At 54.8% G+C, this 23,452-nt stretch carries 25 protein-coding genes; 17 read left to right on the forward strand and 8 right to left on the reverse strand.

From position 1 onward, the window contains the following. Positions 1-54: 54 nt before the first annotated feature. Positions 55-744 carry a GntR family transcriptional regulator gene (locus Q0899_RS15770; protein WP_298295533.1) on the forward strand — a complete coding sequence of 230 codons (690 nt, stop codon included), beginning with the start codon at positions 55-57 and terminating at the stop codon, positions 742-744. Continuing rightward, positions 741-1,355: an AAA family ATPase gene (locus Q0899_RS15775; protein ID WP_299194013.1), complete on the forward strand. Its 615-nt coding sequence runs from the start codon at positions 741-743 to the stop codon at positions 1,353-1,355. The genes Q0899_RS15770 and Q0899_RS15775 overlap by 4 nt, the downstream gene beginning before the upstream one ends. A 25-nt stretch (positions 1,356-1,380) precedes the next feature. Here Q0899_RS15775 and Q0899_RS15780 read toward each other — a convergent pair whose 3' ends face one another. Then, complete coding sequence (locus Q0899_RS15780; RefSeq protein WP_299194015.1) at positions 1,381-2,430, reverse strand: ornithine cyclodeaminase; 1,050 nt, start codon at positions 2,428-2,430, stop codon at positions 1,381-1,383. Between the two features lie 50 nt (positions 2,431-2,480). Continuing rightward, positions 2,481-3,413 (reverse strand): arginase, encoded by a 933-nt coding sequence (gene rocF / locus Q0899_RS15785; RefSeq protein WP_299194017.1) that lies wholly within the window; start codon positions 3,411-3,413, stop codon positions 2,481-2,483. Positions 3,414-3,542: 129 nt separating this feature from the next. Between rocF and Q0899_RS15790 the strand changes: the two genes are divergently transcribed. The 6 genes from Q0899_RS15790 (at position 3,543) to Q0899_RS15815 (ending at position 9,850) form a co-directional block, all read left to right on the forward strand. After that, on the forward strand, positions 3,543-3,968 hold the full coding sequence (locus Q0899_RS15790; protein ID WP_298295541.1) for an Lrp/AsnC family transcriptional regulator: 426 nt from the start codon (positions 3,543-3,545) through the stop codon (positions 3,966-3,968). A gap of 74 nt (positions 3,969-4,042) precedes the next feature. Next, a complete protein-coding gene (locus Q0899_RS15795; RefSeq protein ID WP_298295543.1) occupies positions 4,043-4,879 on the forward strand; it encodes a flagellar motor protein MotB in 837 nt (278 codons plus the stop codon). Positions 4,880-4,970: 91 nt separating this feature from the next. After that, a complete protein-coding gene (locus Q0899_RS15800) occupies positions 4,971-6,275 on the forward strand; it encodes a flagellar hook protein FlgE (protein WP_298295545.1) in 1,305 nt (434 codons plus the stop codon). Between the two features lie 17 nt (positions 6,276-6,292). After that, the gene (gene flgK, locus Q0899_RS15805; RefSeq protein WP_298360524.1) at positions 6,293-7,744 is read left to right on the forward strand and encodes a flagellar hook-associated protein FlgK; all 1,452 of its coding nucleotides are present in this window, start codon (positions 6,293-6,295) and stop codon (positions 7,742-7,744) included. Between the two features lies 1 nt (position 7,745). After that, positions 7,746-8,750 (forward strand): flagellin, encoded by a 1,005-nt coding sequence (locus Q0899_RS15810; protein ID WP_299194020.1) that lies wholly within the window; start codon positions 7,746-7,748, stop codon positions 8,748-8,750. Continuing rightward, entirely contained in the window at positions 8,747-9,850 is a 1,104-nt protein-coding gene (locus tag Q0899_RS15815) for a flagellar basal body P-ring protein FlgI (RefSeq protein WP_299194022.1), read from the forward strand. The genes Q0899_RS15810 and Q0899_RS15815 overlap by 4 nt, the downstream gene beginning before the upstream one ends. Positions 9,851-10,064: 214 nt before the next feature. Here the strand turns inward: Q0899_RS15815 and Q0899_RS15820 are convergent, their stop codons facing one another. The 5 genes from Q0899_RS15820 to fliF all read right to left on the reverse strand — a co-directional run bounded on the left by Q0899_RS15820 (position 10,065) and on the right by fliF (position 13,777). After that, the gene (locus Q0899_RS15820; RefSeq protein WP_299194024.1) at positions 10,065-10,487 is read right to left on the reverse strand and encodes a hypothetical protein; all 423 of its coding nucleotides are present in this window, start codon (positions 10,485-10,487) and stop codon (positions 10,065-10,067) included. An 83-nt stretch (positions 10,488-10,570) separates the two neighbouring features. Further along, the gene (fliP, locus tag Q0899_RS15825; RefSeq protein ID WP_299195390.1) at positions 10,571-11,257 is read right to left on the reverse strand and encodes a flagellar type III secretion system pore protein FliP; all 687 of its coding nucleotides are present in this window, start codon (positions 11,255-11,257) and stop codon (positions 10,571-10,573) included. A gap of 51 nt (positions 11,258-11,308) precedes the next feature. Next, complete coding sequence (locus tag Q0899_RS15830) at positions 11,309-11,590, reverse strand: FliM/FliN family flagellar motor C-terminal domain-containing protein (RefSeq protein ID WP_298295555.1); 282 nt, start codon at positions 11,588-11,590, stop codon at positions 11,309-11,311. Further along, entirely contained in the window at positions 11,583-12,179 is a 597-nt protein-coding gene (locus tag Q0899_RS15835) for a hypothetical protein (protein ID WP_298360520.1), read from the reverse strand. The genes Q0899_RS15830 and Q0899_RS15835 overlap by 8 nt, the downstream gene beginning before the upstream one ends. Continuing rightward, the gene (gene fliF, locus Q0899_RS15840) at positions 12,176-13,777 is read right to left on the reverse strand and encodes a flagellar basal-body MS-ring/collar protein FliF (RefSeq protein WP_298295559.1); all 1,602 of its coding nucleotides are present in this window, start codon (positions 13,775-13,777) and stop codon (positions 12,176-12,178) included. The genes Q0899_RS15835 and fliF overlap by 4 nt, the downstream gene beginning before the upstream one ends. 125 nt (positions 13,778-13,902) lie before the next feature. Here fliF and Q0899_RS15845 point away from each other — a divergent pair, with 125 nt between their 5' ends. From Q0899_RS15845 to Q0899_RS15885, 9 genes are all read left to right on the forward strand, one after another. After that, on the forward strand, positions 13,903-14,382 hold the full coding sequence (locus Q0899_RS15845) for a flagellar basal body-associated FliL family protein (protein ID WP_299194027.1): 480 nt from the start codon (positions 13,903-13,905) through the stop codon (positions 14,380-14,382). Beyond that, the gene (locus tag Q0899_RS15850) at positions 14,379-14,789 is read left to right on the forward strand and encodes a hypothetical protein (RefSeq protein WP_298295563.1); all 411 of its coding nucleotides are present in this window, start codon (positions 14,379-14,381) and stop codon (positions 14,787-14,789) included. The genes Q0899_RS15845 and Q0899_RS15850 overlap by 4 nt, the downstream gene beginning before the upstream one ends. Beyond that, positions 14,786-15,367, forward strand: a complete 582-nt coding sequence (locus Q0899_RS15855) for a hypothetical protein (RefSeq protein ID WP_298295565.1) — start codon at positions 14,786-14,788, stop codon at positions 15,365-15,367. The genes Q0899_RS15850 and Q0899_RS15855 overlap by 4 nt, the downstream gene beginning before the upstream one ends. Positions 15,368-15,410: 43 nt before the next feature. Next, positions 15,411-16,280: a flagellar motor stator protein MotA gene (gene motA / locus Q0899_RS15860; RefSeq protein ID WP_298295567.1), complete on the forward strand. Its 870-nt coding sequence runs from the start codon at positions 15,411-15,413 to the stop codon at positions 16,278-16,280. Then, on the forward strand, positions 16,277-18,385 hold the full coding sequence (locus Q0899_RS15865) for a hypothetical protein (protein WP_299194029.1): 2,109 nt from the start codon (positions 16,277-16,279) through the stop codon (positions 18,383-18,385). The genes motA and Q0899_RS15865 overlap by 4 nt, the downstream gene beginning before the upstream one ends. Positions 18,386-18,695: 310 nt before the next feature. Continuing rightward, positions 18,696-20,762, forward strand: a complete 2,067-nt coding sequence (gene flhA, locus Q0899_RS15870) for a flagellar biosynthesis protein FlhA (RefSeq protein WP_299194031.1) — start codon at positions 18,696-18,698, stop codon at positions 20,760-20,762. Next, positions 20,759-21,535, forward strand: coding sequence for a flagellar biosynthetic protein FliR (locus Q0899_RS15875; protein WP_299194033.1), 777 nt, complete (start codon positions 20,759-20,761; stop codon positions 21,533-21,535). The genes flhA and Q0899_RS15875 overlap by 4 nt, the downstream gene beginning before the upstream one ends. After that, positions 21,535-22,614, forward strand: coding sequence for a flagellar biosynthesis protein FlhB (locus tag Q0899_RS15880; protein ID WP_299194035.1), 1,080 nt, complete (start codon positions 21,535-21,537; stop codon positions 22,612-22,614). Before Q0899_RS15875 ends, Q0899_RS15880 begins: the two co-directional genes overlap by 1 nt. A gap of 59 nt (positions 22,615-22,673) precedes the next feature. Beyond that, complete coding sequence (locus tag Q0899_RS15885) at positions 22,674-22,958, forward strand: hypothetical protein (RefSeq protein WP_299194038.1); 285 nt, start codon at positions 22,674-22,676, stop codon at positions 22,956-22,958. 4 nt (positions 22,959-22,962) lie between these two features. On the opposite strand, the gene Q0899_RS15890 is transcribed toward Q0899_RS15885, so the two are convergent. Next, positions 22,963-23,448, reverse strand: a complete 486-nt coding sequence (locus Q0899_RS15890) for a flagellar basal body-associated protein FliL (protein ID WP_298295580.1) — start codon at positions 23,446-23,448, stop codon at positions 22,963-22,965. Between the last annotated feature and the right edge of the window lie 4 nt (positions 23,449-23,452).

Here is a 23,452-nt window from a genome sequence, read left to right on the forward strand (position 1 = left end):
CCCGGCGGTCAGCAAGCTTGATGTGGGCGGCGGCTGCCTCTATTCCGCTTGCCTATGGAACCATCCCAACCCGCGCTCGCCCCGATCAAGCATTCGCCGCAAACCCTGCGCGACGTTGTGCAGGACCGGATGCGCGAGGCAATCATCGCGGGCCATTTCAGCCCGGGCGAGCGGTTGGTTGAACGCACCCTGTGCGACCAGCTTGGTGTCAGCAGAACCGTCATCCGCGAAACCATCCGCTATCTTGAGGCAGAAGGGCTGGTCGAGACGCAGGCCCATCGCGGCCCGATCATTGCGCGCATGGATTGGGCGCAGGCCTCCCAGATTTACGACATTCGCAAACAGCTCGAATCCGCCGCCGCCGCCGCGTTTGCGGTGAACCACACCCCCGCCCATGCAAAAACATTGCGACAGGCGCTCTCGAAACTGAAAGCCGCCTCCAAGGCGGATGACCGCACGCGGTTGTTCAAGGCGACAACCGGGTTCTATGCCGCGATCTTTGATGGCGCAGGCCACACCGTCGCGTGGGAAATCGTGCAGCGCCTCAATGGTAGGATCAGTCGGTTGCGGGTGATGACGCTTGCGACAAGCGACCGTCACAGGCCGGGCCTGTCACATATGACCGGCATCAGCGAGGCGGTTTTGTCCGGGGACGCCGCCGCCGCCAGGGTTGCGGTCGAAGCCCATATCGACGACGCGGCGGCAATCGCCAAAACCGTGTTGACCGAGCAGGACCAGTCATGACCCTCGATGAGCTTGCGGCGCGCATCGCCCAGGTGCCCCGCGTCAGACACCGCCGGATCATCGCCATTGCCGGCCCACCCGCCAGCGGCAAGTCGACCATTGCCGAGCAGCTGGCGGAGCGTATCCCGAACGCCTGCGTGGTACCCATGGACGGGTTTCATCTCGACAATGAGACCCTCGACCGCATGGGGCAGCGGCATCGCAAAGGCGCGGCCCATACATTCGATGCCGGGGGTTTCGTCGCGCTCGTCCGCTCCATGCAAAAGGAAGGCCCGGTACCGTACCCGCTGTTCGATCGCACCCGCGATTGCGTGGTGCCAAATGCAAGCAGCATCCCGGCTGACTGCGACACGGTCATCGTCGAAGGGAATTACCTTTTGTTAACCGATGCGCCGTGGGATGCCTTGACGTTGGAATGGGACTTTTCAGTCTATCTCGACGTGCCGATGGAGGTGCTCCGCGCGCGCCTGATCCAGAGGTGGCTCGACCATGGTCTCAATCGTCAAGATGCGGTTAACAGGGCCGAAAGTAACGATTTGATTAACGCAGAATTTTTGGGACAATTTGGGGAAAGGGCCGATTTGATTTGCCCTATTTTGTCCCAAAACTAGGAAATTTCGACTTCTGGCGGCAGCGCTAACCCGCACGTCTGAGCATGCCGAACAGGTCACGTGGGTCATCCGGATCTGCCAGCATATCCAACAACGAATAATGGCCGGTGCGGTCGAGTTGATCGCGAACATAACGAAGCGCCGAGAAGTCCTCGGTCGCGAATCCGACGCTGTCAAACAGGGTAATCTGTGCTGCGTCTTTGCGGCCCTCAGACTTGCCGGCGATAACTTTCCAAAGCTCTGTGACCGGGTGGTCGGGGTCGAGCTGCTGAATCTCCCCCTCTATCCGCGTTTGTGGCGGGTATTCGACGAAGATGTCGGATCGCAACAGGATGTCGCGGTGCAATTCGGTCTTGCCCGGACAGTCGCCGCCGATGGCGTTGATGTGCTGACCCGCCCCGACCATGTTGTCGGTGAGGATGGTCGCGTATTGCTTGTCGGCGGTGCAGGTTGTGATGATGTCGGCCCCGGTTACGGCCTCCTGCGCGGAGCTGCAGACGACAATGTTCAGTCCCGTTTCGCTCAGGTTTTTGGCCGCTTTTTGGGTGGCAACCGCATCGATGTCATACAGGCGCACCGTATCGATTCCGATAACCTCCTGAAAGGCGAGGGCCTGAAATTCGCATTGCGCGCCATTGCCGATCATTGCCATCGTTTTCGAGGTTTTGGGCGCAAGATATTTTGCGGCGACAGCCGAGGTCGCCGCTGTCCGCAATGCCGTTAAGACCGTCATCTCGGACAGCAAGATTGGGTAGCCATTGTCCACCCGCGCCAACACGCCAAAGGCCGTGACGGTCTGAAAGCCGCGCGACATGTTTGCGGGGTGCCCGTTGACGTATTTGAAGCCATAGGTTTCCCCGTCTGACGTGGGCATCAGCTCGATAACCCCCTCATCCGAGTGGGCGGCAACGCGGGGGGTCTTGTCGAATTGCTCCCACCGCAGGAAATCAGCTTCGATGTAATCTGCGATATCAGCGATCACCCTGGCCGGCTCGATCGTGTTCACAATTTTCATCATGTTGTCGACGCTGACGAAGGGAACCATTGCAAGTTTCGATGGGGTCGGCTTGGTCATGATTTAATGTCCTTTGCGTGAAACTGCTGCGGGAGCCTGACTTGATCTCATCAGTAACTCCTTGTCTTGCGGTCAAGAACCTGGCGGCCCAGCAGGCTGGCACATAGGTCGACCATGAGCTTTGCTGTGCGGCCGCGCTCGTCGAGAAACGGGTTGAGTTCGACCAGATCAAGGGAGCCGACCAAGCCACTGTCGCACAGCATTTCCATGACCAGATGCGCCTCGCGGAATGTCGCCCCACCTGGAACGGTGGTCCCGACGGCGGGGGCGATTTCCGGGTCAAGAAAATCAACATCCAAACTCACATGCAGCGCGCCATTCGCGGCTTCCACACGTTCTAGGAATGCCTTTAGTGGACGCCGAATGCCATGTTCATCAATGCTTCGCATGTCATGAACATCAACGCCGAGGTCACTCAGAAAAGTCCGCTCTGCGGGATCAACCGACCGAATGCCAATCATACAGACGTTTTGGGGTGGGACGGCTTTGGAAAGCTCGGGATAGACCTTTTCAAAGCCGGGCTGGCCCGTGAAGTAGGACACCGGCGTTCCGTGCAAGTTCCCGCTTTGCGTGCTGTCCAGGGTGTGAATGTCGGGATGGGCATCAAGCCAAAGTACGAATTGTTCTTTGCCCAACGCCTCGCTGTGTTGGCTGACCCCTGGCACTGTCCCAATGGAAAGACTGTGATCGCCGCCCAAGAAAATTGGCATATCACCGGACTGGCAGGCCCGAAACGCCGCCTCTCTCAATGTCGTCGCCCAAGCAACGGTTTCTGACAGGTCGTGAACAGAGCTGTTGGGGTGAGAAACGTCCGGCCCGTGCGTGATGGCCGCATTCCCATGATCGACCACCGTATGACCAAGAGCCTCCAACGTTGGTGCCAGCCCCGCGGTCCGAAACGCGTCCGGACCCATAATGCAGCCTGGTTGGCTTGCTCCTGATTGTACCGGTGCGCCGACTAGAATACAGGTCTTGGGTGTCATGAGGTTGCCTCCGTTTGCCGAAGGATAGTCTCAATTTGGTAGAAAATTGCGTTGTGAAATTGATCAGAAAGGTAGATATTTTTGCCATTATGTAGATATACTTCATCAAAACGATAGGGTTTTGGCGAAATGGCTCAATTTACGGATACTGACGGCGCATTGTTGTCCTTGCTCAAACAGGACAGCAGAGCCTCTGTGACAACACTCGCGGCAAAGCTCGGCGTTGCGCGGGCCACTGTGCAATCGCGGCTAGAGCGTCTTCAACGCAACGGTACAATTCGCAGGTTCACAATTGAACTGAGCAGGGAAGCCGAGGTTGATGTGGTCAGGGCCGTGATGCTGATTGAACTTCAGGGCAGCATGGCACGCAGTATCATATCGGCGCTTGGCCGGATCCCGGATATTGTGGATTTGCATTCAACCAACGGTGCCTGGGACCTTGTCGCGCAGATCGAAACCACCAGCTTGCCCAAATTTGACCGCGTTCTGCGCGACGTGCGGGAGATCAAAGGCGTTTTGAACAGCGAAACGTGCCTTCTGCTCAATCAGGCATAGTGCTTCAAATTTGATACGTTAAGCCAGACTTCACCTGACAATATTAGGAGAACCCGAACAGCCAAGGGTTTCTCATGTCCGACAACACGCGCCCCATCATCATCAAACGTAAGAAAGTCATTGCCGGAGGCGGCCACCACGGCGGCGCCTGGAAAGTAGCCTACGCCGACTTCGTCACCGCCATGATGGCGTTTTTTATGTTGATGTGGCTGTTGAACGCCACAACCGAGAAACAGCGTAAAGGCTTGGCCGACTATTTTAGCCCGACCATCGCTATCGCAAGGGTTTCCGGCGGTGGGGACGGCGCGTTTTCCGGCGATAGCCTGATGTCCGAAGAAACGTTGGCCAGAAGCGGTCGCGGCGGGTTTGCCGACCTGCCACCAATGACCTTGAATGGCCAGGGCGTGGACGGGAACAACAAATCAAACGGAGCACGTGAACTCAGCGACCTGGAAAATGTGCAGCTGGGCATCGTCGGCCGCGGGGGCGAAAGCCTCGTTCGCGATATGGCAAAGAAACACATTATCACGCGGTTGACGGACCGGGGGTTGGTGATCGAGGTATTCGATCTTGAAGACGCGCCGCTATTTGAGCCCGGCACGGCGCGCCCTACGCCGACCCTGCACGCCATTGCTGACATATTGAACGAAGGGTTCCGTTTGGTCACAAACCCGGTTTCGGTGGCCGCGCATGCCAAGTCCATCAGCCCCCTATTTCTTGAGAACCCCGCATGGGAGATTACGACCGACCGCGCTCAATCGGCCCGCGCTTTGTTGGAAACTGCCGGCCTGGCTCCCGATCGCGTCGCGTCGGTGTCCGGTTTCGGGCAACAAAAACCGCTGTTGGATGACCCGATGTCAGCGCGCAACAACCGTCTGGAGATCGTCTTGCTACGGGAAGACGCAGATTGAAATTAGGTCGCATTTTATCCGTTAGCGCAGAATTAAGAGTTCGCGCCAATAGTACGCCCAACATTGAAAGCTGCTTCAGAAAGGCGCGAGCATGACAATTTCATCTTCCCTTAACGCCGGCGTTGCTGGGCTGGCCGCGAATGCCAGCAGACTAGCTACGATCTCCGACAATATCGCGAATTCCAACACATTTGGCTACAAGAGGGCAGAGACCGGGTTCCACTCTATGGTCATTTCCAACGGGACAGGGACCTATTCGGCTGGCGGTGTCCGCGTTACGTCACAGCGATTGATTGATCAAGCAGGATCATTGGTAACAACAGCCAACTCAACCGACCTTGCCGTTCGGGGCAGGGGTTTTCTGCCCGTCACGACAGCGGCCTCTATCGCCGGCGAAGGGGATACCGAATTCCCCTTGCGGCTCGCTACGACAGGGTCATTTAGAACGGATTCGCAGGGGTACCTGGTGACGGAAACCGGAATGGTGCTTTTGGGGTGGCCAGCATCCGCAGATGGCAGCGTCCCGACCAATCCGCGCGATACGGTCGATGCGCTTGAGCCAATTCAGATCAATGTAAACCAGTTTGCCGGTGAGCCGACGACACGAATGAACCTTGGGGTGAATTTGCCGGCGACAGAGACGGAGGCAGGTGCCGACGGCACTCCACTTGAGCTGTCTGTGGAATATTACGACAACTTGGGGACCTCTCAAAACGTTCTTGTGACGTTTACCCCGAGCGTGCCTGCAACTGGTAGTTCGAACGAATGGACGATGACGCTCGCCGATTCCGCATCCGGAGGCGCGATCATTGGTGAATACACCCTTTCCTTTGACGATTCTCGTGCCAGCGGCGGGACGCTAGACAGCGTGACCACGATTTCCGGGGGGCCTTACGACCCCGCAACCGGCGCGTTCTCGGTCGTTGTTGCAGGTGGACCGCTTGAAATTGCCGTTGGCGGATTGAATGAGGGTACGGGATTAACCCAACTCTCAGACAGTTTCGCTCCGACCCAGATAACGAAGGATGGGTCACCGGTTGGGAACATGATCTCAGTGGATGTCGATCAGAACGGTTTTGTTCAGGCGACATTTGATATCGGCATTACCAGAACGGTCTACCAAATTCCGTTGGTCGATTTGCCCAACCCCAACGGCTTGATGGCGCTGGACAACCAGACCTATCAGACGACCCGTGAAAGTGGATCATTCTTCCTGTGGGACGCGGGTGATGGCCCAACGGGGGACATTGTTGGGTTCGCTCTGGAAGAGTCAGCAACCGATGTAGCCGGCGAGCTAACGCAGTTGATCCAAACCCAGCGCGCTTATTCGTCGAACGCGAAGGTCATTCAGACAGTGGATGAAATGCTGCAAGAAACAACCAACATCAAACGTTAAGAAAGGCGGATTGATTCATGAGCCTAACGGGAGCCCTATCTGCAGCCACATCAGGATTGAGCGCAGCATCACGTTCTGCCCAATTGGTTTCATCAAATGTGGCCAATGCCCTGACAGAAGGTTATGGCCGCCGGGACATCCGGCTGTCCTCTTTGGGTGCAGGTGGCGCCGGCGGGGGCGTTCAGGTCACGGGCGTGGACCGCGTCGTCGATCAATACGCCATAGGCCAACGGCGCCTCGCGAGCGCGAATTTCGGACAAGCTAATCAGCTCGCTGATCTGTACAGCATTGTCAGTACGGTTGTTGGAACACCTGATGATCCAACGTCTCTTTCAGCAAGGGTCGCTGCATTTGAAAACTCATTGATTTCTGCCACGGCATCGCCTGAAAGCGCCACCACTTTGGATGCCGCCGTAACTGCCGCGCGCGGTATCGTGTCGTTTTTTCACTCGGCCTCTGACGTTGTCCAGGAAACACGCGAGTCTGCCGACCTGCAAATTCACCAACAAGTGCAACTGCTGAACGTGAATTTGTCCGCAATCTCAGGCCTAAACACGCAGATACGTAGCCAAATTAGTTCGAACTGGGATCCCTCACCATTGATGGATGAACGTCAGCGTTTGATCGATGAGATATCTGAAATTGTTCCACTTCGGGAAATTCCGGGTGAGTACGGCAGAATATCGCTTTTGACGGAAAACGGAACGATACTCGTCGGCGATCATGCCGCAACATTTGAATTCGAACCGACGCTGACCATCGTACCAGAAATGACGGTTCAATCAGGCGCTCTTTCGGGGCTTACGCTGGTCGGCGCGGAAAGCTCGGTTGGATCAGCTCTCGAAGCAATCTCAGGCGGAGCGTTGGCAGCCAACTTCGCGATCCGCGATGAGGCTACCATAGAGCTACAGGAAAAGTTGGACGCACTCGCGCAAAACTTGATCACGCGGACTTCGGATGCAACAGTTGATCCCACACTGGGCGCGGGTCCAGGAATATTCACCGATCAGGGACTTGCGATTGATCCTGCCAACGTTACCGGGATCGCGGCCCGAATACAGATCAATTCCGAAATTGACCCCTTGCAAGGTGGAGCATCCTGGAAACTGCGCGACGGCGTTGGTGCAACAGCACAGGGGCCCTCAGGCAACATAAGCATCCTGTCGTCGATAGCCGATGCATTGAGGGCTGCACCTGCGGGAGGATCCCCATCTTCCCCGGAAACAGCATCATTTGCATCGCTCGCGGCGGGCTTCGAATCCCATGTCGGGACCGTGCGGATCCAGTCAGAGACAAAAGCGACCTATGCGTCTTCTCAGGTCGCGACATTCTCTGAGATCGAAGGTCGCTTAGGTGTGGATACCGACCAAGAAATGCAAAAGCTGTTGGTGATAGAACAAAGCTACGCCGCCAATGCGAAGATCATTCAGGCGGTTGATGAAATGATGCAATCATTGTTGAGGATATAGCGTGAATTTCAGTATTACGGGCGATCTTGCGTCAAGTTTGATGTCGCGCCGCACCAGCGCCTCTCTCAAATCCGAGCTTCAGAGATTGACTCAAGAAGCGGGAACAGGGCGCGTGACAGATGTCGCGCGGAGCACCAAAGGAGAGCTTGCGCCAATCGCGTCTGTAAAGCGGTCGCTCGCGTTATTGGATGCGCACGCCACATCGGCCTCCAAAACCGCATTGAAGCTGACTTCTCAAGACTTGGCTCTTCAGGCGATAAGCCAACAAATTAGTGAGTTGGGCCCGGCAATTCTCACGGCCGCGAATTCTGGCCCCGTTGCCTTCGACGCTGCAATTTCGTCTCATGCTGATAGATTTTCCGGTGCTGTTTCTGCACTCTCAACGAAAATCTCGGGCAGCTACGTTTTCTCAGGCGTTTCCGTTGATACCGCGCCCCTTGCTGCTGCTGATGACATGCTAGCCGAACTTGAGGTGGTCACTGCAGGTTCAGCCAGTGCCGCGGATTTCTACCAACGGATCGATGATTGGTTCAACCTACCGGGCGGTTTTGACCAGACAGGGTATCTGGGCAGTGACGCAAATTCAGACCCGCTCGAAGTAAGTTCGACTGAGACAATTCATGTTTCTTTGACCGCGGACGCTTTGGAGGTGAAAAATGTCCTCAAAGATCTCGCGGTTTTGTCTTTGGTCGCGGATGGCGCATTCCTAGGAAATGCCGCCGAACGCAAGGAACTTGCAAGCCAGGCAGCGGGCTCTCTCATCTCAGGTACCAAAGACCTGATTGAGGTACGCGCAAATGTTGGCGCGCAGCTGGAGAGGTTATCCCTTGCAGAAGCGCAGAATGCGTCAGAGCGGTATGCGTTGTCAGAATCCTACAACCAAATCACGGGAGTGGACTTGTTTGAAACAGCAACGCGCCTTGAGGAAGTTCAGCTTCAACTTGAGAGCCTCTATCTCATTACAGCTCGAACTTCGCGGCTCAATTTGACGGAATTCCTGAGATGAAGTTTTTCATATGCCTCGCATTCATTGTGGCTCAATTGACGTCCGTTGCGAATGCCTCGTCGGTTCGGATCAAAGACCTTGTCAACTTTGATGGTGTCCGGGGAAACGACCTAGTTGGTTATGGCCTGGTCGTGGGGCTGAATGGGTCTGGCGATGGGATAAGAAATGCGCCCTTCACCGAAGAAATGATGGCCCTCACACTAGAACGGCTCGGAATCAATGTGACGGGTGAACAGTTCCGCCCCAAGAACGTGGCCGCTGTTCTGGTAACAGCTGTTTTGCCTCCATTTTCACGGACAGGTGGTCGCATCGACGTTACTGTTTCCACGATTGGAGACGCCAAAAGCTTATTGGGCGGCACCTTGATCATGACGCCGCTAAACGGCGCGGACGGAGAAATCTATGCTGTAGCCCAGGGCACAGTTATTGCTGGCGGTATCAGCGCGGATGGCGCTGCTGCGCGGGTCGTACATGGAGTTCCCACGGCTGGAACTGTTGTATCGGGCGGACGAATTGAACGCGAGATCGATTTCGACTTTTCAGCTCTTGAGACGCTGCGCTTGGCGCTTCGTGACCCTGACTTTTCCACTGCCGAAAAGATTGAATCCGTCGTGAACTCGAAGCTTGGTCGACGAGTGGCTACAATGATGGATGCCGGAACGGTCAGCTTGGACCTACGCGTCGCGGGTGCGCCTTCGCCGGCTCACGTGCTCAGCAGAATCGAAAACCTCACTATCGAACCTGAGCGATCAGCGCGGGTCGTCGTCGATCAGAGATCCGGGACAATAGTGATGGGCGAAGACGTAAGAATTTCTCGTGTCGCCGTTGCGCAGGGCAACCTGACGCTGACTATTGAAGAGGCTCCAATGGTAGTTCAACCAAGTCCGTTTTCTGAAGGGGAAACGATAGTGGTCCCCAGGACTGCGGCGGCAATCGGCGAGGCGCAAGGGAGCGGGCTTGCGGAGGTTGACGGTGGAACCTCTCTATCTCAAGTGGTCGCGGGTCTAAATGCACTCGGGGTATCGCCGTTGGATATGATCGACATCCTGAAGAGCATTAAGGCAGCAGGCGCAATGCATGCAGAATTTATTGTCCAATAGGTCGATTATGGAGTGCCAATTCACAGTCGACCGACCACTGCGCTGATCGAGCTCTAGTGATTTGGTGAGCACAAAATTGATTTCGGGCAACCCGATGCCCACTTAGTCTGCATTTTATCGAATGTCTGCTGCTGCTTCTTGAATTGCACCTTTTGGCAGGTCCTTTTGCTATCCAGAGTGCACATTTTTCGTCCTAAAAACGCACGCACTTTGTTCAGCTCTTTTGCCAAGTCTCATTCAGGTACATTGCGACTTGGCGGGCGACGTGACCTGGAAATGACCGGATCTCGCGTTGTTGAAGCTCAGAATCGTCGCCTTTGATGATTTCACATATGACTGCCGGGTGTTGATGAACCATATCCACATCTGTTTGCAGCTCCAAGATGTGGTTCGGGCCATTCATCCCCGGGTTTGACGAATGCTGTTCGCCTTCATCGCGAGGATGCTCATTACTCGATTGACCAGGTGCTGTTGGAGGAGCGGCTTTTTCATCCATTGCACAAATGAGACTACGGACGAGCTGTAATTCTTGATCTTGTCCAATGGCGGATACGCCGGTTGAGCTAGCTACCAGCTTCTGCACAAAATCGGGGTCGATCTTTTGGATCGCTTCCCGGTCTAGCAGTTGTAGCAGCATCCGAGCCTTCATCGACCTGTTTGTAGTGCGTTGAGAATCCGAATTGCCAGGATCTGGTGGGCGTGGGTTTGGATTTGATGACGTCATTCGAAGTAACTTCTCACCAAAGCGGTCGCGATGAGGCTCCAACCATCTGCGACAGCAAAGAATGCCAATTTGAATGGAAGTGAAACGACTGCCGGCGGCACCATCATCATGCCCATGGACATCAGGACAGCTGCCACGACCAAATCGATGATGAGAAACGGAAGGAACACCAGAAAACCGATTTGGAACGCGCGTTCGACTTCGCTTAGCATGAAAGAGGGAACCAACAATGACAGCGGAGCCTGTTCAGGCGAAGAGCTTGTCAGGTCGAACGATCTTAGTTCGGCGAGGGATGCAAATGTTTCAACGTCCAATCTCGCCGCCATGAACGTACGAAATGGCGCTATTGTCAGCGGGAATGCCTTTTCGACGTTCAACTCCCCTTCGGTTAGGGGCTTGAGCCCTTGCGACCAGGCTTCCTGAAACACCGGGTCCATTACGAAATACGTCAAAAACAGCGCCAATGAGATGATCAGCATGTTCGGAGGCGCCTGCTGCAATCCGATCGCTTGTCGCAGAATGGATAAGACCGTCACAATGAATGGAAAGCAGGTCACCATAATCGCCAGGCCAGGCGCAATGCTGAGCAGCGTTATGGCGCCAATGAGCTGGATTGCCCGGCCGCTTAGTCCCGCCTCGTCTCCGATGGAAATCGCGATGTCTTGTGCAGAAGCCGGCTGCATCTGGAAACAGAGCGCCACAACAAATAGAAATACGATCCGGGGGGACACGTTCTAAATGTCCTTTTGCGAAGGGACCCGCGTAATCCGAACCCCTATGCCGGTTTCGCCGCCGTTCGAGATTTCTTCCAGAACGCCTTCCGCGATGAGCCTCTTTCCGACATAAAGAGCTATCGGATCATCCAAATTGGTGTCCAGCGTGAGCACCTCGTCGACGCTTAGGCGGGCAAGTTCCCCCATTGTTGGATGTGCGCATCCCACAGTTACGGCTACCTCAACCTGAACGTTGTCTAAAATGTTTGTAATTGCGCCACCCGGGGCTTGCTCTTCAGGCATGTTTCATCTCCTCACCTGTGTCAGCCGCAAAGAATTTTCCAACCGCATCCTGAATGCGTTTGACCGTTGCCTCAGTATCAAGCGTTGAAAACCCGTCTGCATAGCGCAGTTGAATTTGCGATGGGGCCAGGGTTTCTTCGGCCACGATGTTGACCGGTGGCGAACCGTTAGCGCTGACGAGATCAGTGAGCTGCTCGACATTGATGGGTGAACAAAGGATTTGAATAGGCGGCTCCACCATTTCGGCCAGGGCAGTCATTTCCTGCTGAACCATAGCGGTAAGGGACGCTTGCGAAGCTTTTGGCAAAACCGAGTGCAGCATCGCGTCGAGTAGAGGACGAAACGACCCAAGGATATGTTGTCTGGCCTCAAAATAGGTGAAGCCGAGTTCTTGCAACGCGATAGCTATGTCCTTTTGCGCTTTGCCTTCCTCGGTCCGGGCCTCCTCGAACGCGTCATTCCAGCCATCTTTATAACCAGCATCAAAAGCGCCCTTTTCAACGGCCTTCAGATCGACCGCCTGCGACACAGGCGCGTGGCCTATCCCCGGTACGCCAAAGTCTTCTAGGACCAACATTTCCCCCATCATGCTGGCTCCTCGGGCGCTTCAATCCAACTTCGAAGAATTTCCACAGTTTCATCCTGGCGCTCATCAATGAGAGCCTTCAACCGCTCAACCGGGTCAACGCCGAGATCGGTTACTGGTAGCGAGGGCAGCGAGGTGTTTGACTGTGGTCGGGACGCGGACATATTCGAGGGTGGATCTTGAATTTCACCGCTCAACGCTTGCCCGATCTCGGCATTTGTTTCCTGCGGCAAGGCAATAGATTGTTGGCTATTGGCGAGCGCGGAAACCACTATTGGGCGGATGACGAAGAGCCCCAGCACAAGGACCACTAAGCTTGTGGCAGCCAGTTGCGAAAGCTTCATGACGTCAAAGGGCTGGGACGTAGCCCATCCTGCGTCGGGTTGTTCCGGGGCCACAACCGCAGGCAGTTCAAGGGATCTGATGGTGACGCTGTCGCCGCGGGCCTCGTCATATCCGACCGCGGACTTCACCAGTTCTTCTAGCATGGCAATTTCTTCGGCAGGGCGCGGTTCCCAGACGATTGACCCGTCGGCAGCAGGTTGTTCTGTCCCATCTACAAGGACAGCGACGCTGATCCGTTTGATCGATCCGGGAAGTTTTCTGAGCTCACGCGTGGTCTCGGACAGCTCGTAGTTAACGGTTTCCTGTGTTTCAGTGTTCTGACTGTTCGACTGGTCACTTCCTGCAGCGGCATCTCCGTCGGGAAGATTTGACGCGACGGTGACGTCTCCGCCCTGAGAGTTTTGGCTATTCTTGCTTGTTTCCTGCGTTTGGGTGCTGACAACGACCCTCCCTTCGGGATCAAATCGCCGTTCGGTTATCAACTCATCATCTGTCAACGTCTCCACATTGACTTCAACAATGGCGTTGCCGACGCCTGTTCGCGCCTCGATCAGGCGCTCTACGTTGCGTTTGAGTAGTTCTGCACGGTCCATTCCGACACGAAGCGGGTTGGATGAATCTTCCAAAGACATGACGGTTCCCAGATCGGCGTTGATAATTGAAACGCTTTCTGGTTGCAGCCCTGATACCGCGGATGCGACGAGATAGCGGATAGCCTCGGCTGAGGCTGGGGTGATCCCCCCCGCGCTTCCACGAATAGACACGGAAGCAGTGGGCGTTGATCCCTTGCGGAACGGCGTCTTGGTGCTTTGTGCAATGTGAACCCGTGCTGCGGATATCTGTGGGTTTGCCAAAATCGTTCGAGCAAGTTCTCCCTCCTTCGCACGGAGGTAAGCTGCATCAAACATTTGGGATGTTGTCCCGAATCCCGAAAGAGAATCGAGCAACTCATACCCATTTACGTCGCCGGAAGGCAGACCCTCAGCGGCGAGAGTAAGGCGCAGCGCGTCGCGATGAACTGCATCAACATAAATGGCTGAATTTCTAACGTCGTAAGCGACGCCTTGGCCATCAAGGGAGGCCAACACCTCGCCGGATGCTTTTGGGCTAAGGCCGCTATAGAGCAAAGCGTAATTGGGTTGCGCCGCCATACGGGCGAGAAGCAGCACGCCGACAAAAACTATCGCGGTCGCGCCGATGACGATCATTCGCCGACGCATGTCGAGTTTGCTCCAGACATTTGTAAATTGCTGCACTGGTTTGCCTCTGATTTAGACGAGCCATTCTGGTCTCGCCCCACTGAGATAGATCACGCAGCCTTAACAATCGGTTAGCCAGTTGGGGGCTATAGGACAAAAAGTGAACTTCGAAAGAGATTCGTATGTCCGATACCGATATTGACGAAGACCAGACCAAGCCGGCCAAAAGCAAAAAGGGTTTGCTTGTAGGCGTGGTTGGTGCCGCGCTATTGGGTGGTGGCGCTTACTATGCAGTCAACTCGGGCATGGTATTGGCACCAGCTCAAGAGGTGGCTGAAGAAAAGCCCATCATTGAGGAAACCGAAATGGCGACCTTTCTTCCCCTGACACCGATCCTGGTGTCTTTGGGCACTGGGTCGGCCAATCAACTTCGATTTCATGCAGAGCTAGAAGTTGAACCCACAAAATATGAGGCCGTCGAAAACCTGATGCCAAGAATTTTGGATGTCCTGAACGGATATCTGCGGGCAGTCGACATCGGCGAACTCAAGGACCCGGCTGCCCTGATAAAATTGCGCGCGCAGATGCTTCGCCGGGTCCAGTTGGTCACAGGGGGCGGTCATGTGCGCGATTTGCTGATAACGGAGTTTGTTCTGACATGATTGCCGCGGGTCTGGAATATCTATCTGACATATTGCTGGGCGCGGGTGCCCTTGCTGCTGCATTTTACTGCGTTGTTCTATCACGCAAACTGAACCGATTGACGGGCTTGGATCAGGACCTCGGAAGCGCAATAGCGCTGCTGTCCCGGCAGGTTGACGATATGACGACTGCATTGGAGGTCGCACAGGCGTCGGCCAGCGGCTCTCATCAAGAATTGAGCGATCTCACAACCCGGGCGGAGAAGATCGCTTCGCGCTTGGATGATTTCCTCAAAAATGAGCATTCGGTCGTATCTGCAACGAATGAGGATCCTGCTCCGCCAAAGGTATCCGAGCGTGACACCGGCGGATTGCAGGACGGATCAACGTCGCTCTTTGTTCGGCATGCTGCGAGAGCGTCGTCATGATCCGCGCCGGTGGCAAAGGCAAGCCTTCGGGTACCCTGCTCTGCATTGTCGGCGTTCTTGCCCTCTCTGGAACGCTGCGGATCGGCGGAATGAGCATTGCCGTCGCCAGTGAGTCCCCTGATCAAGCGGCGATGGACCAAAACATGGCGACGCAGCAGTGTGAAGTTGATCCCGACATAGGAGCCATGTTGGAGGTCATTTCGACAAGAACCGCTGCGCTGGATGAACGCGAACAGGCATTGCTTGACCGTTCACACGCCATCAAGGCAGCAAATGTGCTGGTGGAAAACAACCTAAAGAGACTGGCCGAGGCGGAGCGAAAACTGGCCGAAACAATCGCTCAGGTCGATGGAGCAGCTGAAAGCGACCTGGATCGTCTGACATCCGTCTATGAGTCCATGAAGCCAAAGGTGGCGGCCGCTCTGTTTGAGCAAATGGCCCCCGACTTTGCCGCAGGCTTTCTCGGGCGCATGGCGCCCCAGTCGGCCGCCGACATAATGTCGAGCCTGTCATCTGACACCGGCTATGCGATCAGCGTTGTTTTGGCTGGCCGCAATGCAAACGCACCCACTGAATGACACACAAAGCACCGCCCATTTGTAGCAACGAGGTATCGCAAACATGATAGGTATTGTTGGCATTATCATTGTCTTCGCCATGGTTTTTGGCGGCTACCTTGCCGCTGGCGGTAAGATGGGGATCATCATGAAATCCCTGCCATTCGAAATGACAATGATCGGCGGTGCCGCCTTGGGCGCATTTGTCATCAGCAACGACATGGCCGGAATCAAACATACCGCAAAAGACATTGCGAAGGTCTTCAAAGGGCCCAAATGGGTGAGATCTGATTATCAGGACCTGCTGTGCCTTTTGTTTGAACTGATCAGAATAGCGCGCAAAAACCCGGTCGAGCTGGAACCTCATATTGAAACGCCGGAAGACTCGGCGGTGTTTGGGCGATATCCGAAAATTCAAAAGGACCGTGAGGCCGTCGAATTGATTTGCGACACGATGCGGTCTGCTGGAATGAACTATGACGACCCGCATCAAGTCGAAGAGGTTTTGGAAAAGCGGCTGGAAGCCAACCTGCACCACGCGCTGCACTCCAGCCATGCTCTTCAGACGGTTGCGGATGGATTGCCAGCCCTTGGTATCGTCGCCGCCGTGCTTGGTGTGATTAAGACCATGGGTTCCATTGACCAGCCGCCGGAAATCCTGGGCAAGCTCATCGGCGGCGCACTGGTCGGGACATTTTTGGGTGTCTTTCTGGCGTACGGTTTCTTCGGTCCGTTCGCAGCAAAGGTAAAGACGATCACGGAGCAAGATGGACAGTTTCACCTTTTGATCCGCGAGGTGCTTGTCGCCAACCTTCATAACCACGCTGTGAATATCTGCATTGAAGTCGGCCGGCAGAACACGCCGGGTCATCTGCGTCCAAGTTTCTCCGACCTGGAACAAGCACTGAAGGAAGCCAAGCAGGTCGCAGCATGAGACTTTTTGCGGCGGTGGTTTTCTTTCTGGCTCTCGGAAGCGCAGTGTCGGCGCAGCCGCTGGGCTCAGTAAGGTCCGGAGAGCATGATGGCTTTAGCCGCCTCGTTGTCTATCTATCTGAAAACATCACTTGGGCGTTTGAACGATCGGAAGACAGCTACATCCTAACAGTGCCGAATTGGACTGCCGGCTTTGATGCAACCGCGGTCTTTGAACGTCTTCGAAGAGATCGGGTTGTTGAAGTTAACTCAGATGACTCTTCGTTGCGGTTGGTATTGGGTTGCGATTGTACGGCGACCGCAACGGCATTTGGCCCTAATGCGGTTATCATTGATGTCATCGATGTTCCGGCTGAGACTGAGAAACTGGCGCAACGGGAAATAATCCGGCTGCCAACGGACTTACCAGCGCGCGCCTCGACATCCGACCTGCCCCTCCCTCAAGACATTCCTGACGCTTCAAATTTGGGCGAATTGGATGCGTTCCGCCAATCATTGTTGGAAAGTGTAAGCGGATCTACCGCACTGAACCTGTTGCAGCTTGATGATGCGCAACCAATCCCGGACCAAAGCGCTGAGCAAATAGCAATTGGCGCCATGGACGCAGCTGGTCAGTTTCAAGTCACGACTGCAATTGAGGAAGCTCAGTTACGCGCAGGTTTAGGTGTCCAACCGCCGCCACCAGCAGACTGCCCGGATCCTCGAAATTTTGACATACTGTCTTGGGGGCAGGGTGAAGATTTCAGCAACCAACTTTCTCAGTTACGACAAAACACGTTTGGAGAATTCGACACCCCAAATGGGCCCCAAATTTTGAGATTGGCCCAACTATACTTGTATTTTGGTCTCGGCGCGGAGGCGCAATTGGTCCGGGGGGTTTTCGGTCTAGATGGCCCATCTTGGGAAGCGGTCCATAATATTTCTCGACTTCTTGAGCCAAGCAAAGCCAGTGCCGGGTCGATGCTCAGCAACATGAAAGGTTGCGACCCCTTGCTTGCCCCGTGGACACTACTCGATCTTGCTGAAGGGTCAGTGGCGTCGGAAAAGCTCACAAAGGATACGGTCTCACAATTTTCGAAATGGCCCCATCATTTGCAGGTTCTTTTGGGCCCTCGTCTGATCTCGTTGTTAGCCAGGAGTGGTCAGGACGACGCGGCTGGAGTGATACAAAGTATCCTTTCCCGACATGAGGGCGGAGCAACGAGCGCGTTGACCCTTACGATCGCAAGAGAGAGTGAAACGGAGACGGTATCGCAAGACGCATTGTGGGCCGTGGTAAAGGAAGACGGTGCTGACGCCCCCGAAGCGCTGCATCTCTATATGCTAGCGCAACTGGATGACCGGGTAGATGTGGAAGCGCACGTCCTAGAATTGTCCGCGGCATTTGAACAAGAACTGGAAGGTACGCCTGTTGCTGTATCTCTCGCGCGCGCGCGTGTGCTGGCCTTGGCCCAAAAGGGTTTGACCAAGGACGCGTTGGATCTTTTGCGGCGTGTGGAAACAGGCGAAGAAAACGCCACAGACGAATTGTTGGATGACCTTGTGGAACGTGTTTTGAACACCGGAAGGGCAGAGGATTTGATGCAGGTTGCTCACCATCTGCTCCGCGAAAACTCTGCTGGAAACGTTGATTCCGAGAATATGGAACGGCTGGCTAGGGGGCTTCTTGAATTCGGATTGCCGGAGGCTGCCAGCAAACTCCTTGGTGGGGTCCGCAGTACACCTAAGTCAACGATATTGGAGGCTGACATTGCTATTGCGCTGGGGAATTTCGACGATGCTGACACCATCCTTGCAAACATTGCTTCGGCACAAGCAAACCTAATACGGGCGGACCAACTGCTGCGTCAGGGGGATGATACATCCGCGTGGAACGTTCTGTCTGAAGAGCATCCTGAAGAGCAAAGATCAGACATTGCCTGGGCTGCGTCCGAGTGGCAGTCGGTGACGCTTGATGGCCCGAAGAAACAGGTTGCGGAAATGATCGGCGAAACGTCTGATGTGTCGCTGGAAGATCGTCCTTTGGCAACGGCGTTGGACTTCCAGAAGGCAAGCGAGCAAAGCCGCGAGGCTATCCGACGTTTATTGGCTGAAGGTGCGCTTTGAGGGCGCTTGATCATATTTCCTAAACTCTTTGATTCTAATTTCATGCTAACTGCAAGAATTGCGAGGCATGGCATGAAAAATGTCAAACGACCGGCCAAACCGGCAGTGATGGCCGTCTTGATCCTGTCATCTCTGTTACTGATGACATTGGAGGCCGCGTCCGCATTGCTGCGAACTGCTACATCTTCATCTGCGCCGTTGGTCGAAAGCAGGCAAGCCAGGCCCGCCAATTCATCTACCGTCGTTGAGCGGCAGGCGATGGTTGCGAACCCCCGACAGCAAGAGCTCGTAAGCGGTTCAAAGTAGATCAATGCGTTCGGTATTTCAGCCAACAGTTCTCCTAGCATTCGCGCTTATGTCCATCATCGTAATGATGGTCCTGCCGATGCCCGCTTGGATATTGGATCTGGGTCTTGCGGCGAGCTTTGGGCTAGCCATCCTCATTTTTACGGTGACGCTGTTTCTCGATAGGCCTCTCGATTTTTCGGCGTTTCCCACCGTGCTGTTGGCATCATTGATGCTACGACTTTCACTCAATGTGTCCTCAACAAAGCTGATCATTGGAAACGGCCACAGTGGCACTGGTGCTGCTGGAGAGGTCATTCAAGGGTTTGCCATGTTCATAATGGGTGGCAGCGTCGTTCTTGGCTTGGTGGTTTTTTGTGTACTGCTGATCGTCAACTTCATCGTCATTACCAAAGGCGCAGCCCGGATGGCGGAAGTGGGTGCCCGCTTCGCACTTGACGGGATGCCCGGCAAGCAATTGGCGATCGATAGCGACATGTCGGCGGGTGCCATTGATCATAACGAAGCAAAATTACGTCGGGAGCGTGAGCAGCAAGAAACGACCTTCTTTGGATCCTTGGACGGGGCTTCGAAGTTCGTAAAGGGTGACGCAATCGCCGGGCTTCTCATCACTCTGCTAAATCTTGTTGTCGGGCTGATTATCGGGGTCAGTATCCACGAGATGCCGATTTCCAAGGCGTTTGAAACCTACGCGATTTTGACTGTGGGTGACGGCCTGGTTACCCAAATTCCGGCAGTAATAATTTCCATTGCGACGGCGCTATTGTTGGCCCGTGGTGGCGTAAAGGGTGCCACGGACTTGGCATTGACGGCGCAGTTGGGGAAGTACCCTGCCGCCCTGGCAACCGTTGGCGTTTTGATGGTTTTTTTCGCGCTCGTTCCCGGGCTTCCCTTTGTGCCGTTTGTCTTGGGGGCAGCGGCATTGTTGTTTGCCGCGTGGTACAGTCGGCAAGACCGATCTCCTGAAACCGCGGAAGACGCTTCGAAACCGATGGAACCACAACCGTCCGAGAGGTCCATGGGAGATGTCTTGGATTTAGACGACATTCATGTGGAGTTTTCGCCGGATTTGGTTGGGATGGCCTTAGATCCTACGACCGGCCTGGATGCTAGAATCGCCAGCATGCGCCAGCATATCGCCAGCGATTTTGGGGTCATTTTGCCCGAAGTCCGGCTCACTGATAATTTGGGGCTCAGGTCAGGTGAGTACTGCCTTAACATCCAAGGTGTCGAACACGCGCGCGATGTTTTACGCCCAACACTGTCGTTAGCGCTTTTGCCCTCCGACCAATCCTACAAATTGGCTGGCGAGCAAGTCCAAGAACCGGTTTATGGCGCGCCGGCAATTTGGGTCGACAATGAGAAGCAAGAAGAGGCGGCCCTGAATGGTTGCACGGTCGTGTCCGCGCCGGAAATTTTGGCAACGCACTTATTGGAGATCATCAAACGTAATTTGTCCCGCCTTTTGACCATGAGAGCATTGCGTCGAATTCTGGACGAGTTCACGAATCTCAGCGATGAGAATCGGAACGAGGCAAATCGGAGATTGATAAGCGATTTGATCCCCGAAAAAGTGTCTCACGACCTGCTGCTCCAGGTGCTTCGGCTGCTGCTGGACGAGCAGGTTTCCATTCGCAATCTGGCCTTGATTCTGGAAGCGATCGCAGAAGCGCGACCGGTCTACAAAAACGCGGAGGCGATATGCGAGTATGTACGGCAGCGATTGGGTTTTCAGATCGTGGCCCAGCTAAGGAGGGAAGACGGTAGCTTACCGCTTTTGCAACTCGCTCCGGAGTGGGAAGATCTCTTTCAGAAATACCAACTTGAATCTGACGCTGGCTCGGACGTCGCATTGCCGCCGGATGAGTTCAACAAATTGGCTGGACAGGTCTCCGCGAAGTTGAATGCTGCCAATGAAACAGGAGTTTTCCCTGCGCTAGTCACGTCATTGCACAGAAGGCGGTTTGTGCACGCAGTGCTCCGGGCCAAAGGGATATCCGCTTCCGTGTTGTCGTTTGAAGAAATTGCCAGAGACGCGAAGCCATCCGTTGTTGGTCTTGTCGCGGCATGAGCGAGCTTGCGGAACAACTCCAGGCGTTTTCCCAATCTGGGCTCTGGGTGTTCTCGCTTGTGTTCCTGCGCATCGGTGCTGCAATGGCGCTTTTGCCTGCCTTTGGTGAGCAGGTAACGCCGATGCGGGTCAAGCTTTCCGCCGCACTCGCGTTCACCATAATCGTTGCACCTGTCGTCTGGGGTGATTTCGAGCAGGCGTTGCAAGCCAACAGCTGGTGGTCGCTGATGTTCACAGAGGTTGTTGCAGGATTTGCGATCGGGATCATGTTCCGGCTTATGGTCATCGCTTTGCAGGTTGCCGGGGCTGTTGCTGCAAATGCGACCTCTTTGTCTCAAATGTTTGGTGGGGGTATTGGAACCGAGCCTCAACCCGCGATCAGTACGTTGTTGGTGGTGGCAGGGCTTTGCCTGGCGGTCATGGCGGGGCTGCATATCCGAGTGTGCGAGGCGCTCATTCTCTCGTTTCAGCTTTTCCAACCTGGTGGCAGAATTGGACCATCGGATATGGCGACCTGGGGAATTAGCCGTGTCGCCCACGCTTTCGAACATGGATTGACCTTGGCAGGACCGTTCGTTCTGGCCTCTCTGATTTACAACTTGGCGCTTGGGGCAATCAACCGGGCCATGCCGCAATTGATGGTTGCTTTCGTAGGGGCCCCGGCGATCAGTTTGGGTGGGCTGGTTCTGTTGCTTGTTACGGCCCCGTTCATCCTTGGGGTCTGGGTCTCAGTCTTTTTGGACATGACAGATCTGCAGAGCGGCAGCCTCTAATGTCCGAAGAAGATGCCGCCGAAAAGTCGCATGAGGCAACGCCGCAGAAACTGGAGCAGGCCCGAAAAAAGGGTGAATTTCCAAAGTCTAACGATCTTACTGCATCTGCATCATATCTCGGCCTCATCATCTCTCTTCTGATCATAGGTCCTCTTGCATTGGAGCGACTGGCCGGGACAGGTGCAGCATTCTTGCGCATGCCCGATCAAATGTCGGAGCCATTTTCAGATGCTATTGGGTCGAGTTTTTTCTCTGCGCTCATTGTGGATGTCGGATTTGCCATGGCGGGGCTGTTTGGAGCGCCGGTCGTGATGGTTCTAATTTCATTGACGGCACAACGCGCCTGGGTGTTTGCACCGGAAAAAATTGCGCCCAAGTTATCGCGCGTATCGGTCATATCCGGCGCCAAGAACAAGTTTGGAGCGAATGGTCTCTTTGAGTTCGCCAAGTCGACAACAAAGCTGGTTTTGGTCTCATCATTGTTGGTCTGGTTTGGGATCAGACACTTTGGGCTTTTGCTGGATTCGACGAAGTACAGTTCCGGTCAAATATTCCAGACAATGTCAGATTTGATCGTCGAATTCTTGCTGCTGATATTTGTCATGATGCTGTTGATTGGCGGAGTAGATTATCTTTGGCAGGTCGCCAGCCACCTGCGCAAAAACCGGATGTCGCGCAAAGAGCTGGAAGACGAAACAAAAACGAACGAAGGCGATCCACACCACAAACAAACGCGCAGGCAGCGTGGCTACGAAATCGCCATGAACAAGATGCTTGCTGAGGTGCCAAATGCGGATGTTATCCTGGTCAACCCCACACATTATGCGGTCGCACTCAAATGGAATCGCAACTCCGTTGGAGCGCCGGTTTGCGTCGCGAAAGGCGTTGACGAAATTGCTGCACGGATCCGGGAAATTGCCGACGCGTCAAACATCCCCATCCATGAAGACCCACCGACCGCGCGTGCGGTGTTTGCGACAGTTGAAGTTGATCAACAGATATTGCCTGAACATTATCGCGCCGTTGCAGTCGCGATCCGATTTGCCGAGGCCATGCGCGCAAAGGCTGGCCCTAAGTGAGCGTTAGTCGCAGATCAAAGATAAATCTTCAACGGTTGGACGGCGTGGTCCGCCATACTGTGTCTCGTGACGAAGCGCAGCTGAAGGACCTATTGGGAACGATCAGGAGCATTGAACAACAGATCTACGAGCTGCGTCAGGCTGTTGCGCGACCAGCGCCTGAGTTCGTCAATACTGATCATATTTCTGGAATGGTTGCGGACAAGCACCGAAAGTGGCTGGAGCAGCGCATTCGTCAACTCAACATGAAATTGGTGGCCGCAATGGCCCAACGGGAGGAAGCCCGTGGTCGTCTGGCGCGCTCAGTCGGGAAGCGGGAAGCAATCAAAAAGCTCCTCAGCTGACGGCCTAGTTGTCCTGTCGAATAATGTCGGTAATTAGGACATCGCTCAGAACGCCATCGGCGATTGGATCAATGGCATCCAGCAATGCTTTGCGCAAAGTGTTGAGTTTTGACGGAGCTGTGAATTGGCCGTCAAATCCACCTGCGTAGGCGTGATCGAACAACACCCGAAGTGCCACATCCCGGATTTTGGGTTCGAGACTATATAGCCGCTCGGTGGCGTCGGTTTTGGATTCAAGCGTTAGTGACAGCACAACAAGCGCTGAGACGTTGTCCGCATGAACCACTGGGACAACAAATTGATTGTTCAACTTAACAAAGGACGGCGTTGATCCCGCCTCCTCGTCAGAATGCGTTTCGTCCGAGTGGGACGTCTCTTTCTCAACTTTGGCGTCGGCTTTCTCATCCGGCGGCGCGCGCATTACAAAGCCTGCGCCCCCACCCGCGAGGGTTCCGACGACAATTAGAAGTATAGGAAGAAGCTTGCCCATCTAG

Source organism: uncultured Litoreibacter sp., from assembly GCF_947501785.1.
In the GTDB taxonomy this organism is placed as follows: domain Bacteria; phylum Pseudomonadota; class Alphaproteobacteria; order Rhodobacterales; family Rhodobacteraceae; genus Litoreibacter.

Coding starts and splice junctions, on each gene's coding strand:
- Q0899_RS15770 (WP_298295533.1), top strand. CDS start 55: ATGGAACCATCCCAACCCGCGCTCGCCCCGATCAAGCATTCGCCGCAA.
- Q0899_RS15775 (WP_299194013.1), top strand. CDS start 741: ATGACCCTCGATGAGCTTGCGGCGCGCATCGCCCAGGTGCCCCGCGTC.
- Q0899_RS15780 (WP_299194015.1), bottom strand. CDS start 2,430: ATGACCAAGCCGACCCCATCGAAACTTGCAATGGTTCCCTTCGTCAGC.
- rocF (WP_299194017.1), bottom strand. CDS start 3,413: ATGACACCCAAGACCTGTATTCTAGTCGGCGCACCGGTACAATCAGGA.
- Q0899_RS15790 (WP_298295541.1), top strand. CDS start 3,543: ATGGCTCAATTTACGGATACTGACGGCGCATTGTTGTCCTTGCTCAAA.
- Q0899_RS15795 (WP_298295543.1), top strand. CDS start 4,043: ATGTCCGACAACACGCGCCCCATCATCATCAAACGTAAGAAAGTCATT.
- Q0899_RS15800 (WP_298295545.1), top strand. CDS start 4,971: ATGACAATTTCATCTTCCCTTAACGCCGGCGTTGCTGGGCTGGCCGCG.
- flgK (WP_298360524.1), top strand. CDS start 6,293: ATGAGCCTAACGGGAGCCCTATCTGCAGCCACATCAGGATTGAGCGCA.
- Q0899_RS15815 (WP_299194022.1), top strand. CDS start 8,747: ATGAAGTTTTTCATATGCCTCGCATTCATTGTGGCTCAATTGACGTCC.
- Q0899_RS15820 (WP_299194024.1), bottom strand. CDS start 10,487: ATGCTGCTACAACTGCTAGACCGGGAAGCGATCCAAAAGATCGACCCC.
- fliP (WP_299195390.1), bottom strand. CDS start 11,257: ATGCAGCCGGCTTCTGCACAAGACATCGCGATTTCCATCGGAGACGAG.
- Q0899_RS15830 (WP_298295555.1), bottom strand. CDS start 11,590: ATGCCTGAAGAGCAAGCCCCGGGTGGCGCAATTACAAACATTTTAGAC.
- Q0899_RS15835 (WP_298360520.1), bottom strand. CDS start 12,179: ATGATGGGGGAAATGTTGGTCCTAGAAGACTTTGGCGTACCGGGGATA.
- Q0899_RS15845 (WP_299194027.1), top strand. CDS start 13,903: ATGTCCGATACCGATATTGACGAAGACCAGACCAAGCCGGCCAAAAGC.
- Q0899_RS15850 (WP_298295563.1), top strand. CDS start 14,379: ATGATTGCCGCGGGTCTGGAATATCTATCTGACATATTGCTGGGCGCG.
- Q0899_RS15855 (WP_298295565.1), top strand. CDS start 14,786: ATGATCCGCGCCGGTGGCAAAGGCAAGCCTTCGGGTACCCTGCTCTGC.
- motA (WP_298295567.1), top strand. CDS start 15,411: ATGATAGGTATTGTTGGCATTATCATTGTCTTCGCCATGGTTTTTGGC.
- Q0899_RS15865 (WP_299194029.1), top strand. CDS start 16,277: ATGAGACTTTTTGCGGCGGTGGTTTTCTTTCTGGCTCTCGGAAGCGCA.
- flhA (WP_299194031.1), top strand. CDS start 18,696: ATGCGTTCGGTATTTCAGCCAACAGTTCTCCTAGCATTCGCGCTTATG.
- Q0899_RS15875 (WP_299194033.1), top strand. CDS start 20,759: ATGAGCGAGCTTGCGGAACAACTCCAGGCGTTTTCCCAATCTGGGCTC.
- Q0899_RS15880 (WP_299194035.1), top strand. CDS start 21,535: ATGTCCGAAGAAGATGCCGCCGAAAAGTCGCATGAGGCAACGCCGCAG.
- Q0899_RS15890 (WP_298295580.1), bottom strand. CDS start 23,448: ATGGGCAAGCTTCTTCCTATACTTCTAATTGTCGTCGGAACCCTCGCG.